Below are 16891 nucleotides of genomic sequence, written 5' to 3'. Positions count from 1 at the left end.
ATGAGCGAAATCATCACAAGCGAGGATGGCATGCGTTACCTGTTTTTAGCCTTGGTGGCACTCAACATGGCGGTTTTCGGTTATTATAGTTTTTTGCGCAAACCTACTGAAAGCCAGTCCGTCTCACAGGCGCGCGCAGCATTGATTCATCCTGTCACAGCCACCGATGTGTCAAGTGAACTACCCCCCATGATTGGTACTAAAAAGTAAAAATTGGTATCAAAAATCAAGGCTACCAAAACCAAAGCTACCCAAACCAAAGTTACTAAGGAATCATGGTTAGCCTAACCTATTAAGTAACCAATTAGTCTTCTGTCATCTTTATTCTATAATCGGAATATTCACCATCACTACTAAGCCGCCGCCATTGGGCTGATTACGAGCGATGACGCTACCATTGTGCAGGTGAGTAATGCGGCTTACAATCGCAAGCCCAAGTCCACTCCCTTGCGTGGTACGTGCCGTTTCGCCCCGCTCAAACGGCTGCATAATCCGCTCAAGCTGATCTTCGGCAACGCCTTGCCCTTCATCGCTAACTTTAATGGTTAAGTATTTTTGTCTAGAGGTTATCTCTGACGTTAGGGTTTCATCGGTGACCACTTGCTCAGTAGGTCGTAGCTCATCATCAATGCCAATCTCAATATGAATGGGCGGCTGACCATAGCGACAAGCATTATTGACCAAATTAACGATCAGACGCTTAATGGATAAGGGTCGCAATGGCACACTGGGCAGATCGTCTTGGATATCGATAATAAATGGGGTGGGGGCAAACTGCACCACAATCTCGTTAATGATCGGACGCAGGTTGGTCAATCGTACCGCTTCATCTGAGCCATCTTTCATAAATGAAATAAACTGCTCCAAAATCGCGTCCATGTCCTCAATGTCATACACTAGCCCTTCCCGCAAAAACTCATCGGGTAGCATCTCAGCTGTGAGTCGCATCCGCGTCAGTGGTGTGCGCAAATCATGGGAAATACCAGCGAGCATAATATTGCGTTCTTTTTGGGTTTGGGTCAGGTTATGAAACAGTCGGTTAAATGCCAAATTTACCTGACGAATCTCTGTTGAGCCTTCATTGGTTACCAAATTGTTGGCATGTCCAAGGGTGATGTAATCAATCGCCACTTTTTGTAGGCGTTTGAGCGGGCGATTTAATTGTCTGACCAAAAATAAAATAGTCAGCAACGTGGCAAGCGGAATCCCCAATAAGAAAAAATAAATCGACGTTGGGCTATATTTGGCATAAAACTTGACGGGCTCTTGCAGCCAAACATCCGGATGCGCGCTGTCTTGAATATACAAAATCGGTACGGGTTTGAATTTAAAATTGACCGATACAGGACGCTGCATCACGGTTTCCATCTGTGTTGCCATCCGCTGGGTAAAATAATCCACCAAGGTTTTTTCTTGAAAAGAAGGTATCTGTTGTGGGTCAGTAATTACGTTAATATGTGAGGCATCAATGATCCAGTTTTTAAGCTCGGGATTGTTTTTAAAATCTTTATCCGCTTTATCAATCATCAACAGCTGATTGGCAAGATAAGTCGCATGGTTTTGTAGCTCTGGTAAATACAGACTGCGCCAAAAAAACCACAGCGACAACGCCACGCTCACCAGTACCATCAACATCACCATCAAGGTGGTTTGCCAAGTATGGCTATAGCCTTTGAGTTTGGGTAAATGCGGTTTCATGCTGGGGTATCCTGATGGTGGCTGTACAGCTGAGTCAAAACGGGCAACGGTACTTGCATCCTGTTATAATACGCAGATAGCTTGGCAAAATTAAAGGGGCAATCATGCAGTTTTCAAAGTTTGGTGAAAAGTTTACCAAAAACAGCGGTATTTTGCAGTTAATGGATGATTTGGGCAATGCGCTTAACAGTGAGCAACCGATTAATATGCTCGGCGGTGGCAATCCAGCACGTATCGATAAAGTTAACCAAACCTATTGGTCGGTGTTTAAAACCCTAGCTGAAGGTGAGATGGGCTCAATGGCCATCGAAAATATCGGAAACTACTCAACGCCGCAGGGCGATGCCAAGTTTATTGCCGCATTGTTAGATTTTTTTAATCGCCATTATGATTGGGGACTTACCACAGACAATATCGCCCTGACCAATGGCTCACAAAATGCATTTTTTTATTTATTCAACTTGTTTGGTGGGCAGTTTGACGATACCACACAAGGCAGCATTGATAAAAAAATTCTATTACCACTTGCCCCAGAATACGTGGGATATGCCGATGCCCATGTGGATGGGCAGCATTTTATCGCAGTGCCACCCAGCATCGAATTTGTCCAACACCAAGGCGAAGACGGCTTTTTTAAATACCGAGTCGATTTTGATACGCTAGAAAATTTGGCTGAATTGCACAACGGCGAAATTGGGGCAATTTGCTGCTCACGCCCCACCAACCCAACAGGCAACGTGCTGACCGATGACGAAATGGCACGCCTTGAAGCGATTGCCAAGCGCTTTGATATCCCACTGATTATTGACAATGCGTATGGGATGCCATTCCCCAATATCATCTATAGCCAAGCCACGCTCAATTGGAATGAGCAAATTATTTTGTGCTTTAGCCTATCAAAAATCGGTTTGCCTGGGGTGCGTACAGGGATTGTGGTCGCCAATCCGCAGGTGGTCAAAGCGATTAGCAGCCTAAATGCGATTGTTAATTTAGCGCCGACCCGTTTTGGTGCGGCGATTGCTACGCCACTGCTACAAGATGACCGACTAAAAGATTTGTCAGACAATCATATTCGTCCGTTTTATCAAGGACAAGCCAAATTAGCCGTGCAGCTGCTAAAACAAGAATTGGGCGACTTGCCAAGCCCCTATAACAATGCGATGAAAATCCATAAACCTGAAGGCGCGATTTTCTTGTGGGTATGGTTTAAAGATTTGCCGATAACCACGGTGGAATTGTATGAGCGATTAAAAGCCAAAGGCACATTGATTATCCCTAGCGAGCATTTCTTTGTTGGCGTGGATACTGAAAACTTTAGACACGCGCATGAGTGCATTCGCTTAAGCATCGCCCAAGATGATGATACCTTGAGAAAAGGCATTGCCACGATTGGGGAAGTGGTGAGAGCGGTTTATGCCAAGCAATAAAAAAAGGCGCACATCGCGCCCTTTTACTGTTGTTTTGAACAACTAAATTTTCCACTCCACAAAATTCTTCAGTAGCTGCAATCCTGCGGTATGGCTTTTTTCGGGGTGGAACTGGGTCGCAAACAAATTATCTTTAATCACGCTAGCACAAAACTCGAGGCCATAATCACAGGTTGCCGCCACAATCGAGGTATCAGACGGCACACAATAAAAACTATGCACAAAATAAAAATGGGTATTGTCTTCAATCCCTTGCCATAGCGGATGCGCCAAATCCATATGGGTAATAGTATTCCAGCCCATATGCGGCACTTTAATGCGTTCATTTTTGTCATCTAGCCAATGATCATCAAAGCGTTTGACGTCACCCCCCAATACCCCTAGACAGTCTACCCCGTCATTTTCTTCTGAGCGCTCAAACAACGCCTGCATCCCCACACAAATCGCCATCACAGGCTTATTAAATACAGCCGTTTTGACAGCATCAGCAATACCTGCTGCCTGCATCTCTGCCATACAGTCGCGCATTGCCCCTACGCCAGGAAAGACGATTTTGTCCGCTGCCGCAATCACCGCAGGGTCACGCGTGATCGACACATCAGCGCCCACTGCCGTCAAGGCTTTACCCGCCGAATGTAAATTACCCATGCCATAATCTAACAATGCAACCTTTGTCATCTGTTATCCTGTTGTCAAAAAAAGCCCAAAACTGCGATTAAACGCTGATATCACTTGGCGCTAATCTATCGTCAATTACTAAAGAAGTTTTGAAAAATGCCAAAATAGCCATTATATTAATATCATCACATTGCTGCGCAAATAGCACTATTTGCAAAATTTTAAGGACAATAATAATGGCAGAAAAAAACTATTATGACATTTTAGGCGTCGATAAAAAAGCCAGTGAAGCAGATATTAAAAAAGCCTATCGCAAACTGGTGCGACAATATCACCCTGATATCAACGACTCACCCGATGCCGACGCCAAAATGGGTGAAATCAATAACGCCTATGAAACGCTCAAGGACGCTGAAAAACGCGCCCAATACGACCTGATGCTCGACAATCCTTATATGGGTCAAGGCTTTGGCGGTATGGGGGGCGGCATGGGCGGCGGTCAGGGTTTTAATGCCAATATGAGCCAAGCGGATTTGGATGAAATCCTTCGCCAGTTTGGCGGTGGGGCTGGCGGTCGTCAGTCGCAAGGCGCGGGTGGCTTTAGATTTGATGATATTTTCTCAACATTTGGAGGCGGTGCAGGCGGGTTTGCAGACGGATTTGGTGGCAGACAGTCGCAACGCTCGAGCAAAGGCGACGATCAGCATGCCGAGTTATCAATTGATTTGAAAGCCACTTATGAAGGCGATATCCGTAAAATCAGCCTAAATTTACCCGTACAAACCGCGACAGGGCTGGATTATCAAACCAAAACCATTGAAGTCAAAATCCCCAAAGGTATTGCCGAAGGGCAACAAATTCGCTTGGCAAAACAAGGCAATCCAAGCCCGTATGGCGGTGATAATGGCGATTTGTACCTAAAAATCAAATTTAATCACCCAGACAATATCCGTGTAGAAGGCAAAGACGTGTTCCAAACGGTAGACGTTGCGCCTTGGGAAGCAGCTATGGGCGGTCAAATCACGGTCAACACGCCTGCTGGCAAGGTCAATGTCAATGTCCCAAAAAATAGCCGCACGGGTACCAACCTGCGCCTTAAAGGTAAAGGTATCCCAGCCAAAGAAGCCGGTGATTTGTATTTAAGTTTAAATATCGTGTTGCCAAAAATTGATACAGACGCAGATATCCAAGCGTTTGAAGCGTTCAAATCGGCATTTGCCTCGTTTGCGCCAACGCGCTAATCTATTGATAATTAAGCTCTAGTGATAACTAAGCAATAAAATAGGCAGTACAATAAAAAAAATGACAAACCAGCACCAAACATAACTATAGAGACACAACAGGAGTGCAACATGGCTCAAACCACCAATACGGATTTATCATTACGGTTAACCTTAGATGATTTGATTATGGCGAGTAGTTGGGATAAAAGCTGGGTATTAGCGCTAATGGATGAAGATATTATTTATGCTGAAACACCTGCTATCGACAGCCAGCCCTATTTTAATAGTGCACAATTGACCACAGTGCGCCTTGCCTCACGCCTACGCCGCGATTTTGACGCCAGTCCGCAAGCGATTGGCTTGATATTAGCGCTACTTGACGAGCTAAGACCGCTTCGGCAGTTACAGCGGCAAATCACGCTCACGCGAATGGTTCATGATGTAGATGACAGCTAGTAAACATCAAGTTAGCCAACATCAACTAGGTGAATTTAATGCTAAAAAAGGGCGGGTTATAGTGTGATAATCCGCCCTTTTTATTTGCTATAGTAAACGATTATTGGGTATAACCGTGGTTACGGAGCCAGTTTTGTAGGAGTTGGATTTCGGCTTGTTGGGTATCGATTAGAGTATTGGTAAGGCTACGCACTTTGTCATCGTTACCATATTTTGCAACCACTTGTGAGAACGCAATCGCGCCTTTATGATGAATCAGCACGGTTTGGGCAAACGCTTGGTCGGCATTTTTAGTCATGACCGTGTCCACCATTTCTTGCTGCATATCATCGATAATGCTATCGATTTCTTGCTGCGCTGCCACACTATCTGCCATCGGCTGATTAGGGTCCGCGGTGTTTTGAATCAGTTGCATGGCAAGCCAATTCTGTAATATTTGTGATTCATTTTGGCGTGAGCTGATAATGTCTCGGGCTAAACCTAGCAGTTCAGGGTTTTTGCCATATCGCTGCTCAATACTGGCAAGCGCGATGGTTTCATCAAAATGACTCAGCATAGCTTTGACAAAAATCATATCAGGCGAGATGGGTATATAGTCAAATTGATTGAGGGCGGTTGGCTCACTGGCTGCAGCCGCATCGATACTCGGCTGCTTGATGACAGTAAAATACGCTTCTTGATAGTCATTGATGGTACTTGAGTCAGGCATCACATAACCTTGTGCCAGTTGACTGACGGTAAGCATGTTGTTATTGATTGCCTGTGTGTCTAATACTTGTGGCAACGGTTTATCATCAAACTCTTGGGGCGCGCTCACGGTAGCAGCGGTAGGGGGTGCTGGCTGCTGAGAATCAGATTGCTCACAACCAATCATGCTGATAACTGCGATGACAAGCAAGATTGATGGTGCAGTGTTGGACATGCATCGGCTCCCATGCCTTGATTTTATACGGTGTGTTTTGAAATGATGATTGTAAGCATTAACTGTAAGCGTTGACTGTCAGCATTGATGATCAGTCTTAGGCAAGAGTATAAAGTAGGGCAAGCACAGTGACTATATCAATTGTGTCATGGCAGGTTACTTATCATTTGCTAACTGCTGATTGTGCTAGCTGTCGATTGTGCTAGCTGCCGCTTGCGGGCAATATCCCTGCCAAGGTAAAAAATGCGCGATAAGCGGCTACTTTTTTCTCCAAGCTTTGCGGGTAAGCGCGCGAGGTGGATGGCAACCGATAAATACCAAATGTTCGCCCAAAAGCGTTAACTTCAAGAAACTGATTGGTTTTTGGCAGTTTATAGGGTGTTTGGCTGGGATCAAAATAGGGTGACGCGGGGTCACTGATACTTTGGTTCACCAGCGCTATCAGCACTTCTGTGGCTTTGCCACCGGTGGTGTAAATCCACTTGACCTGCTCAAGCTGTGCCAAAACTTTACCCAAATTAACTGTAGCAACCACGGTCAGATGTTCATCAGCCGCATTGCCTTTTTCGCGGATGACATGAGTGACTGAGGGACATTCACCGATGTTATAAGCCTGTAAAAATGCTTTGATTTTTTCGGCATCAAAGCGTTTTTCGTCACCGACTCGAAAATAATCGATATCATCAAAAAACACCTTGCCCATGATACGCCACATATCGTTATAAAAATTTGGGTAATGAAATGCCATGCACCATTTGTCAGGTGTGGGCGGCATGGTACCCATCATCAAGACTTTGGTATCAGCAAAAAAGAAGTTACCAAACGGATGGGCTTCGACACGCGGGTCAGTCAATAAATCAGCAGACATATCAGTTTTTATTTCTAATTAAATACACGCCAAGCGCGGCACTGGCAATAATCGGTAACAGCACCATAAAAAATGGTGAAAATCCCGTGCTTAGACTGACAAACCCGACCAAATCTTGCAGATAACTAAATATCAAGCCAAAGAGCAGAGCAATCACAATGCGATAGCCCAAGCTTTGGTTACGCAAGGAGCCAAATACGAATGAACAAGCAACCAACACTAGCGATAGCATGGCAAAAGGCGACAATAGTTTTTTCCAAAAGGCAACTTCATGCTCAAGCGAGCGGCGTTTGTCTTTGGCGAGAAGCTGTTGGTGCTGCCATAATTCGGTCACTGACATGTTATCAGGGCTGCGTGTTAACAAATAAATCGCTGATGGCTCAATGGGTAATTGCACCGTCATAGTCGGGATGGTAGTCAACTGACTGTGTCCATCGGCAGCGATGATTAATTGTTTGATTTGTTGCAGCTGCCAGCCCGATGTCTTATCGGCGGTATTTTGACTGACAAAGCTGCCGGTATCGGCCTGCAGCACTTGCTGGATATGGGCAGTGTCGTCTAGCTGCCAAACTTTGATATTTTTGAGCTCGCCTTTGGTATTGGCATAGTCAATATTGATGATGCGGTTGGCTTGTTTGTCCCAATAACCGTTGATGGCACTTGATAGCAAAGGTTTGTCATGTTTGACTTGGTGCGCTAACTGATTGCTAGTTGGCACTACATACTGGCCAAGTAATAGACCGATAATGACAAAAAGAATCGCTGATTGCATCACCCAACCGACTATTTTAAAGCGGCTGATACCTGCTGATTGAATCACCGTCAGCTCACTGGTGTTGGCAAGCAAGCCTAGACCTACCACTGCGCCTAATAGCGTGCCAAATGGCATATAGTCAAGTAAATCACTGGGTGCACTATAGGCAATAAAACGCAAGGCATCTAAATAATTGTAATGATCATTGAGATCCTGCAACTCTGCTAAATAATCAAAGACGACTTTAAGTAGCCAAAGACCAATGATAGCCCCTGCCATGGCAAAAAGCGCTTGTTTTTTAACGTAACGAGATAAAATCATGGCTGACCGCCTGCGGGCAACTGACGACTTTGGCGACGATAGCGGACACGATGTACCACGCGGCTTTGCCAATTTAACAACAATGCAAATGCAATAAACCCAAGCATTAGCCAAATATATGCGTACTCACTAATGCTTTCTTTACCAATGGCAGTGCGTAGCGAAATGATACTAATCGCACAGCTAGCGAATATGAGCACGGAAGGTAACAAACGAAGCCAGCGTCCTTGACGGGGACGTACCTGTGCAAGCGGGGTAGCAAGCATCGCCGCAATGATGATCAGCCACGGCATGGTAAAGCGATAGCCTAGCTCGGCTTTGACTTCGGGTTTTTGGGTATTGGCGAGCAGTTTGGCAGTAGTTTGGGTTTCGACATTGGTTTCGGTAATTTTTTCGCTGGCAGGTTTTTCTAGGGTAATGCGATATTTTTCAAAACTGGCTTGGTTATATTTGGCTTGATTGGTGCCAAGCTCATAGCGACGACCCTGAAACAAATCTAGCTGCATTGAGCTATCCGTGTCTTTACTGGGTACTTGATAGGCGCGCGTGGCCGTGATGATGACATCGTTTTTGGCGATTTTGCCGCTTTTATCGGTTTGCTGCTGCACCACGTATAAGTTTTTGAGTTCACGTTTTTCTTTATCAAATTCATCGACGTAGAGATGATAGTTGCCACTGCTGATAAAGGTTTTTGGACGCACTAAATCGAGCAGACTACCGAGCGACTGGGTTTGCCAAATCTGCTCACTGTTAGACAGTCCCCATGGTTTTGCCAAAAGACTAATTCCCATTTGAAATACAAATAACCCAGTAATCAGCGGAATCATCAAACGTGTCAAACGGCCACGACTGATGCCACTGGCAAACAGGACGCTCATCTCCTGATCCACGTACATACGACCGAGCACGAGCATCAGTGCGATAAAAAATGACAGCGGTAAAATTAGCTCAAGAAAGGTTGGAATGTTATAGCCAATAATAGCAAATAGCAAACCCACATCCAGCCTGCCTTCTGCGGCGATACCAAAATAGCGGATTAAGCGACCGCCGAGCATCAGCGCCATCAGAAATAACAGCACAATCGCAGTATTAGCGGCGACTTGTTGCGTCATATAGCGTCGTAATATCACAAGTAACCACCTAATATTACTCAAAAATTAATCAATTCAAACAGCTAGGGAAGTAAATGCCAATATTGTACGACATCATACCATTCGGCGCATCTGTTAATCGGCTATTTTAGCGCGTCACCGACAGATTATGAATATGAATACTGTAAGGTAACATTTCACAATGACTTTTCACCACCACTTTTTACAGCCGCTTTATCAAAGCCATTTTTTACAAAGACTTTTTACAACTGCATTTTACTCTACACAATGACGCCTGCTATCCCATCGCGCAGTGATAACCCAATGCTATAACCCAAATACCATAATAGGTATGCTATGATAATAGTTATTTCTTGATGACAATAATTAAGGAGCTTAAATGAGTTTGACATTGACACTAGCGACCGCGCTTAAAAAAACGGTCAAGAACAGCTATCACGTGGTATTGGTAGATGACAATAGCCAAACTATGGGGCAACTAACGAGTGAGCTACAAACCGCTGTCAGTCGCTTGATTGAAGCGAGTCGTTTTAAGGGTAAGCTTGCCGACACCGCAATCAGTTATGGCACAGACAACAATACGGGTCTGTTATTGGTTGGCGTGGGCAGTCAAGACAAATTAAACGGCGGTAGCCTGCAAAAAATTGCTAAAGCGATTTATGCAAGTTTGAGTCGTCTTACCAAATCTGCGGTGATTAGTTTAGGCGATAGTATTGATGAAGTGAGTTTTGGTCAGTTGGCGTTAGCCCTGTTGAATCAAAGCTATACCTTTGATATTTATAAATCGCAAAAAGCGGATAAACCGACGCTAAAAGACGTGACCTTATTGGTCAGCGCAGACAACCAAGCCGCGTTTGACACCCTGCTACATTTGCAACAGGCGACTGCGCAAGGTCAATCACTCACCAAAGATTTGGCAAATCAGCCACCGAATGTGTGTTTCCCTGCCTATCTTGCAGAGCAAGCGCAAAACTTGGCAAATCAATACCCAGAGCTATTGACGGTCAAGGTATTGGGTGAAAAAGACATGCAGCAATTAGGGATGAACTGCTTTTTGGCAGTGGCTCGCGGCTCCGCGCATGAAGCTAAGCTGGTATTACTTGAGTACAATGGCAAAGCCGCCAAAAAAGACAAAAGCAGCAAAACCAAAGGCAAAAAATCAAGCCTAGAGCAACCGATTGTACTCGTGGGCAAAGGCATTACCTTTGACAGTGGTGGTATCTCACTCAAACCAGGTCTGGGCATGGGCGAGATGAAATACGACATGGGCGGTGCAGCGGCAGTCATGGGCATGATTAAAGCGCTATGTGAAGCGCGTCTACCGCTGCAAGTCGTTGGCGCACTCGCTTGTGCAGAGAATATGCCTTCAGGAACAGCGACTCGCCCTGGCGATATCGTCACCGCCATGAATGGTAAAACCGTGGAAATCCTCAATACGGATGCCGAAGGTCGTTTGGTACTGTGTGACACCTTGGTGTATGTACAGCGCTATCAGCCAAAAGTGATTATCGACATGGCAACCTTGACTGGGGCGTGTATCGTGGCGCTGGGTTATGTGCGCTCAGGTCTATATAGTAACAATGAAGATGTGATTTTTGAGCTTGAACAAGCTAGCGAATCAGCGTATGACCGTGTTTGGCACATGCCACTGGATGATGACTACCAAGAGCAGCTTAAATCCAACATGGCAGATATGCAAAACATTGGCGGTATGCCGGCAGGGTCAGTCACAGCGGCGTGTTTTTTATCGAAGTTTGTTGAAGATATTCCTTGGGCGCACTTGGATATTGCAGGGACAGCGTGGCAGTCGGGCAAAGAGCCAACCGCAACGGGTCGTCCAGTACCGCTATTGATGCATTATCTTTATCGCCAAGCTGCCCAAGATGCGGTCTAGGTGATAGGACGCTGACCCCTAATGATGGCATCACAAATTAGTTTTTATATTTTGTCCCCGCAAAAAAAACAGCTCGCTTTCGTCTGCAAGCTGATTTCAACCGTGCTAGCCAAAAGCGAGGATAGCATTATCGTAGTGGCAGCATCCGAGCTATTACCCTCACTTGATGACCGATTATGGTCATTGAGTGATGTGGCGTTTATTCCCCACCAAATTATCCAGCAACTTGATGCTTTTCATCATCAAAAAATCCCTGCCAGTGTGGTACTTACCGATAATATCGAGCTTGTCACCCAATTTGATGGCGTCGTCATCAATCTCACCAACGAAGCAATTGTAGATACCCAAGCTAGCCGCCTGCTAGAAGTCATCGACGCCGCACCTGAACAGGTTGAAAGTGGTCGTCACAAATACCGCGTTTATCAAGGACAATTACAAGCCCTAGCAACTAGCAGCCTACCTACCATCCAAGTTTTTCAAATCCGATAACCTCTCTACCCAACACTTTGATAGAGTTAAGTTGACAAGTTGACGATTTTAAAAATAATTTATGCAAATTGTTAAAAAATGTTAATATATCAGCCATTTTTGCGGTGAAATATTAAGAGGTTATTATGTTAAAGCTTATCCAAGCATATCAGCGCGTGGGGTTGGTGCCTTTGATTGTGATAGGGCTGATACTTGGTATCTTAGTCGGTTCATTAGCCAATCCGACTATCATCGGCGGTTTATCCATGAGTGTGGCGCAAACCATCTCAATTTTAGGTGCGTTGTTTGTCGGTGCGTTAAAAGCGATTGCACCGTTGTTGGTGTTTATCTTAATCATTGCCGCTATCAGTCAGCATAAATCAGGCACTCAGGTCAATGTCCGCTCAACCTTGGTGCTGTATATGGCAGGTACGTTCTTGGCAGCTTTGACGGCGGTAGTAGCAAGCTTTTTATTCCCAACCGAATTGATTTTAAAAGCCGGTGAAGTCAGTCAGACGCCACCGTCATCCTTAGCAGAAGTGATAAAAGCACTCTTGACCAACATGGTGGAAAATCCTATCAAATCGATCGTCAATGCCAACTACATGGGCGTGCTATCGTGGGCGGCGATTTTAGGTCTTGCCTTGCGCCATGCCTCAGACAATACCAAGCAAATGATTAACGATTTAGCGGAAGCGGTCTCAAGCGTGGTCAAATGGGTGATTTGGTTTGCGCCATTGGGCGTGTTTGGCTTGGTGACACAAACCATCGCTGAAACGGGTCTGTCGGTGTTATTAAGTTATGCCCGTTTGTTAGCCGTGTTAGTCGGCTCTATGGCATTTATCGCGTTGGTTGTAAACCCATTGATTGTGTTTGTCAAAACCCGCAAAAACCCCTATCCATTGGTATTTACCTGTCTTAAAGAAAGTGGCATTACCGCCTTCTTTACTCGCAGTTCAGCTGCCAATATTCCTGTGAATCTAAACCTTGCGCATAAGTTGGGTTTACATGAAGATACTTATTCAATCACTATTCCACTAGGTGCCACCATTAATATGGCAGGGGCAGCGATTACCATCAATGTCATGACATTGGCAGCGGCACATACGTTAGGTATTCATGTGGACTTCGGGTCTGCGCTGTTGTTAGCGGTGGTATCTACCTTAGCTGCGGCGGGGGCATCGGGTGTTGCCGGGGGGTCATTGCTATTGATACCATTGGCCTGTAGTTTCTTTAATATTCCTGATACCATTGCCATGCAGGTAGTCGCGATTGGCTTTATTATTGGGGTAGTACAAGACTCGGTTGAGACAGCACTCAACTCATCAACGGACGTGTTATTCACCGCGGCAGCAGATCCCAAATATGCTTATCACCGCTAAAAGTTGCTAAAGATTTTGAGTCATATAACAATAAAAAAAGGTATTCAGAGTGTCTTTTTTATTGACCAAATAATCAATCCACTAATTAGCCACAAAAAAAGATGCCACGCAGGCATCTTTTTTTATAAAAATCGTTTAACAATTAGCGATTATGGGTTTACTACAACAGGTACAGTTTGTACGTCAACAGGTACGGTTGTCGTTGTTGAGGCAATCGCTGTGTTATCATCAACCGGTTGCACGGTGACCGATTGAACCGCAGGACCTGTTTGGGTAACTTGCGCTACAGGCACCACCCGAGGATTTGATTGGGCATTTCTAGGCGCGACTGGCGCAACAGATTTGTTGCTGCTTTCGTCGATTTTTAGGTCAGCTGGGATATCAATGTTTACTTCGCTCGTTCTTTTAGTCGCTTTGCTGCCTTTTTTAGCCGTGGCTGAAGCTTTTGCGCTGTGCTTATTTTTTGATGCTTTTGTTGATTTTTGAGTGGTGGCTTTTTGTGGTTTTGCTTTTGCCGTGGCTACATTTTTGTGTGTGGTCGTCGATTTGGTCGTAGTCGTTACTTTGGTCGCTGCTTGGGCACTCACGGTAAGACCTGTTGCTATGACTAATGCAGTAAGTGTTGTGGCTAACTTTTTCATAATTTTTTCCTCATTGTTGATTGCTATACTTGTGTCTATAGTTATATAGGTAGTTAGTATAATTCCCAAATATGACAGTATTATAAAGAGAATCACTGTTAAGGGAATACTAAAAGCCTAGATGCCATTATAAAACAATCATCGGCAGCAACAATGTAAGGATTAGGGACAAAATGTTGAGAATACGTAAACAAATCCTAATGCCATTAAGGAAGTCACTCGGTGGCGTTAACAATCAGTGAGATTGTCAATGCAAGCTACAGCTACATTAACACAGCATTGCAATACTTACTAATGCTTACCAGAAGCATGAACATCATTAACCATGCATGGTTTTTTTTTGCCCTTTGTTATACACAGGCTATGAGAAAGCCACAAACCTTACAAAAGTGCTCGTTACAACGCTATAGAATTATTTTAATATGTACTCATGCAATAAAGCATAGGTTAACAGGCTTTAACTAAAACTAAAATGTAAAGTGTTAAAGTATCTAAATGCAAAATGTCTAACTGCAGCGCATGACATTTAAAACAATAAAAAAAAGGAGAGTTATCATGTTTCGTTGGGCTATTATTTTTGCGGTAATCGCACTCATTGCGAGTTTCTTAGGTTTTGGTGGTGTCGCAGGTCTATCAGCAAACTTGGCATATGTATTTTTGGCAGTGGCGGTGATTTTATTCATTGTCGCCTTTATTAGCCGAAAAGTTTAAATCCGACGTTACAAAATCGCAAAGTTTTACAACGTTTTAATAAGTTAAGATAGGTCGATTTAACTGGGTATGGTTTTATCGAATATGCTTAAAATAACCTTTTAATATATGAAAACACGTTTGTTTGATGCAAAGTGTTAAAAATTAAAAGGTTATTTTTTTTTATCAGAATTTTCATTCAAATATAGCTTTGCCTCGTACGCCAACAATGCCAATAAGGCAACCAAAAATGGCATGATGTAATACAGTAATCTAAAAATCAATAATACCGCCAGCATCTGCGTCCGATCGACTTTTGGCAAAGCCGTAATCATGACCACTTCAAATACGCCCAATCCCCCAGGGACATGACTTAAGATGCCAATTGCCATGGATTGAATAAACGCAGAAAAGGTCGCCCAATAGCTGATATGTTCAGAAGGCGGCAACAGTAAGTACAGTACCAACGCCACGGTACTTAAATCTAAAATGGCAATCGCAATCTGTTGCAGCACAATTTTGGCGGGCGGTAAGTCAAAGCGCCAACCGCGAATCACCACATGTTTGCCTTGCTTGCCAGCATATACAATAATAGCAGCAATCATACTTAACATGGTGATGCCAAGCACCCGTACATAAAAAGTATGCTCAAAGATGCCAAGGGATTTATCCAGTTCAGATAATAGTTGAATGGTAATCTCAGGATGGCTAGTCAAAGATGCCCCAATCAACGTGGTAATGCCAAAGGTAAACGCCATCGACACCATCCAGACGATGTTAGCAATTTCATTATGAGTCAGATTAAAACGGCGATAGTTACGATAACGGATACCACTCGCAGTGACAAGATTGAGTCCAATGGTGTGACTAATGGCATAAGCGGTAAAAGAGGTGAGGGCGACATGGCGGTAATCAAGTTTTTTGCCGATTTGGCGGAGCGCAATAAAATCATAAATGGTGAGTACTAAATAACCAAAAGCCACCACGACGGCGGCGATAATAAGATGGAAGGTAGGAATATGCGCGATAGCGTCTAGAACGTCTTGATAGTGCACAGTTTTGGTCAAATGATAAAGCGCACGAATTGCCATAAAAAAAATCAATACCGTAATCGCTGTCAATGCAAGTCGCCAAACCTGCTTAAACCAAGAGCTATTCATGCATTCAACCTAATATTTTTTAGTAGACATTACAATCATTTAATCGTCAACATTACTTTCATTATCTTCAAACAATGTTAAATTCAGCTCGTCATCTTGCGCAGTAGGGGTTTGGTGCGCCAAACGCTCGGCACGCAGTCGTTTGAGTCTTCGAATAGTCAATAACTTAAGTACTTGCCGCTTTTGCGAGTCATTCATCATTAGCCAAAGGTCACGCTCGGTACGATTGCGCAAACAGCCTTTACAATACCCTTGTTTATCTAGCTCGCAGACTTGAATACAAGGACTGGCAATCTCAAATAACTCTTGCTGCTCCATCGCGGTGATAACTCCTGACGACGCCATGCAAATGGACGAGTAATCCACCTATGCAGAGATAGGGTTAACTGGGCGGAAAATCAAATAATAGCGGCAAAAACGTACCATCAACTACGGCTATCTAACTAACACGACAAATTTTAACGTGTTGAAACCTGGCATCATGGCTATTTTAGCCAAGCAATGCTAAGATTAAATGTTGGCCAAATCAACCACAGTCGATATGATAATTTACTATAATTAAAAAATAGCGAGAAAACCATGCAAATTGTGTATATTCACGGACTTGATAGTAATCCAAACGCCGAAAAAGCGCAAAAACTCAAAGATTTTTGTGCCAAAAATTTTCCACAAATTCATGTTGTTGCGCCCGACTTGAATCGTTCACCCAACGAGTCGATTGCTTTAATCCAAGAAATTATTGCCAAAGACCCGAATACAGGTTTGGTCGGTAGTTCGCTGGGTGGATTTTATGGCAATATTTTGGCAAATTTGACAGGCAAAAAAACGGTATTGCTCAATCCAAGTGTGCACAGTGGCACAAGTCTCAAGCGTTTTTTTGGGGAAGATTTTGACAGTTTGCCCGATGACTATGTTGGTCACGTGACCCCCGATGGCTGGCATATTAGCAAAAAAGATATTGAGTGGTTGGTAGCAAATCGCCCCAAACAATCGCTCAATCCGCAAAATTTATTGGTAATTTTGAAAAAAGGCGATGAGTTGCTCAATTTCCAAGATGCGGTCAATTATTTTAGTCAAAGCGCTTTGGAAAAAAGCAATGCCCAAAGCCATATCATCGTGGAAGAGGGTGGCGACCATGTGATGAGTGATTTTGAAACCAAATTACCGCAAATTGTGCAATTTTTGTTTGGCTTGCCGTTGATTCAATAAAAAATGTTGGTCAAATTAAAGTTTAGTGTTATTTAATGGGAAAAAAAT

18 protein-coding genes are annotated in these 16891 nt (G+C 44.0%); 9 read left to right on the top strand and 9 right to left on the bottom strand.

The genetic code is table 11. The annotated features are described in order from the left end of the window. The gene (locus RT143_RS01900; RefSeq protein WP_286190360.1) at positions 1-210 is read left to right on the top strand and encodes a hypothetical protein; all 210 of its coding nucleotides are present in this window, start codon (positions 1-3) and stop codon (positions 208-210) included. Positions 211-321: 111 nt separating this feature from the next. Here the strand turns inward: RT143_RS01900 and RT143_RS01895 are convergent, their stop codons facing one another. Then, positions 322-1698 carry an ATP-binding protein gene (locus RT143_RS01895; RefSeq protein ID WP_313090785.1) on the bottom strand — a complete coding sequence of 459 codons (1377 nt, stop codon included), beginning with the start codon at positions 1696-1698 and terminating at the stop codon, positions 322-324. A gap of 104 nt (positions 1699-1802) precedes the next feature. Between RT143_RS01895 and RT143_RS01890 the strand changes: the two genes are divergently transcribed. After that, positions 1803-3125, top strand: coding sequence for a valine--pyruvate transaminase (locus RT143_RS01890; RefSeq protein WP_313090784.1), 1323 nt, complete (start codon positions 1803-1805; stop codon positions 3123-3125). Positions 3126-3167: 42 nt separating this feature from the next. On the opposite strand, the gene hisH is transcribed toward RT143_RS01890, so the two are convergent. Continuing rightward, positions 3168-3803, bottom strand: coding sequence for an imidazole glycerol phosphate synthase subunit HisH (hisH, locus tag RT143_RS01885; protein ID WP_313090783.1), 636 nt, complete (start codon positions 3801-3803; stop codon positions 3168-3170). 176 nt (positions 3804-3979) lie between these two features. Here hisH and RT143_RS01880 point away from each other — a divergent pair, with 176 nt between their 5' ends. After that, on the top strand, positions 3980-4984 hold the full coding sequence (locus tag RT143_RS01880) for a DnaJ C-terminal domain-containing protein (RefSeq protein WP_313090781.1): 1005 nt from the start codon (positions 3980-3982) through the stop codon (positions 4982-4984). A 111-nt stretch (positions 4985-5095) separates the two neighbouring features. Further along, entirely contained in the window at positions 5096-5422 is a 327-nt protein-coding gene (locus RT143_RS01875; protein ID WP_313090780.1) for a chaperone modulator CbpM, read from the top strand. Positions 5423-5522: 100 nt separating this feature from the next. Here the strand turns inward: RT143_RS01875 and RT143_RS01870 are convergent, their stop codons facing one another. The 4 genes from RT143_RS01870 to lptF form a co-directional block, all read right to left on the bottom strand. Then, positions 5523-6344 carry a DUF305 domain-containing protein gene (locus RT143_RS01870; protein ID WP_313090778.1) on the bottom strand — a complete coding sequence of 274 codons (822 nt, stop codon included), beginning with the start codon at positions 6342-6344 and terminating at the stop codon, positions 5523-5525. Between the two features lie 202 nt (positions 6345-6546). Continuing rightward, positions 6547-7212 carry a DNA glycosylase gene (locus tag RT143_RS01865; RefSeq protein ID WP_313090777.1) on the bottom strand — a complete coding sequence of 222 codons (666 nt, stop codon included), beginning with the start codon at positions 7210-7212 and terminating at the stop codon, positions 6547-6549. Position 7213: 1 nt separating this feature from the next. Then, positions 7214-8287, bottom strand: coding sequence for an LPS export ABC transporter permease LptG (gene lptG / locus RT143_RS01860; protein WP_313090774.1), 1074 nt, complete (start codon positions 8285-8287; stop codon positions 7214-7216). Continuing rightward, positions 8284-9399 (bottom strand): LPS export ABC transporter permease LptF, encoded by a 1116-nt coding sequence (lptF, locus tag RT143_RS01855; protein WP_409519674.1) that lies wholly within the window; start codon positions 9397-9399, stop codon positions 8284-8286. Before lptF ends, lptG begins: the two co-directional genes overlap by 4 nt. 379 nt (positions 9400-9778) lie before the next feature. Here lptF and RT143_RS01850 point away from each other — a divergent pair, with 379 nt between their 5' ends. The 3 genes from RT143_RS01850 (at position 9779) to sstT (ending at position 13143) form a co-directional block, all read left to right on the top strand. After that, positions 9779-11293, top strand: coding sequence for a leucyl aminopeptidase (locus RT143_RS01850; protein ID WP_313090772.1), 1515 nt, complete (start codon positions 9779-9781; stop codon positions 11291-11293). 21 nt (positions 11294-11314) lie between these two features. Next, positions 11315-11782, top strand: a complete 468-nt coding sequence (locus tag RT143_RS01845) for a DNA polymerase III subunit chi (protein ID WP_313090770.1) — start codon at positions 11315-11317, stop codon at positions 11780-11782. A 125-nt stretch (positions 11783-11907) separates the two neighbouring features. Beyond that, positions 11908-13143: a serine/threonine transporter SstT gene (sstT, locus tag RT143_RS01840; RefSeq protein WP_313090769.1), complete on the top strand. Its 1236-nt coding sequence runs from the start codon at positions 11908-11910 to the stop codon at positions 13141-13143. Between the two features lie 149 nt (positions 13144-13292). On the opposite strand, the gene RT143_RS01835 is transcribed toward sstT, so the two are convergent. Beyond that, positions 13293-13784, bottom strand: coding sequence for a hypothetical protein (locus tag RT143_RS01835; RefSeq protein WP_313090768.1), 492 nt, complete (start codon positions 13782-13784; stop codon positions 13293-13295). Between the two features lie 555 nt (positions 13785-14339). On the opposite strand from RT143_RS01835, the gene RT143_RS01830 reads away from it, so the two are divergent. Next, entirely contained in the window at positions 14340-14495 is a 156-nt protein-coding gene (locus RT143_RS01830; RefSeq protein WP_065253562.1) for a DUF1328 domain-containing protein, read from the top strand. Positions 14496-14647: 152 nt separating this feature from the next. Here the strand turns inward: RT143_RS01830 and RT143_RS01825 are convergent, their stop codons facing one another. Beyond that, entirely contained in the window at positions 14648-15634 is a 987-nt protein-coding gene (locus RT143_RS01825; protein ID WP_313090765.1) for a putative bifunctional lysylphosphatidylglycerol flippase/synthetase, read from the bottom strand. A gap of 39 nt (positions 15635-15673) precedes the next feature. Continuing rightward, positions 15674-15979, bottom strand: a complete 306-nt coding sequence (locus RT143_RS01820; protein WP_227716709.1) for a DUF1289 domain-containing protein — start codon at positions 15977-15979, stop codon at positions 15674-15676. A gap of 234 nt (positions 15980-16213) precedes the next feature. Between RT143_RS01820 and RT143_RS01815 the strand changes: the two genes are divergently transcribed. Then, positions 16214-16843 (top strand): YqiA/YcfP family alpha/beta fold hydrolase, encoded by a 630-nt coding sequence (locus RT143_RS01815; RefSeq protein ID WP_313090763.1) that lies wholly within the window; start codon positions 16214-16216, stop codon positions 16841-16843. Positions 16844-16891: the final 48 nt, after the last annotated feature.

It is taken from the genome of Moraxella sp. CTOTU48268, from assembly GCF_032069585.1.
GTDB lineage: Bacteria > Pseudomonadota > Gammaproteobacteria > Pseudomonadales > Moraxellaceae > Faucicola > Faucicola cinerea.
The sequence above is the reverse complement of the archived record's forward strand: the minus strand, read 5'-3'. Positions and strand labels throughout refer to the sequence as shown.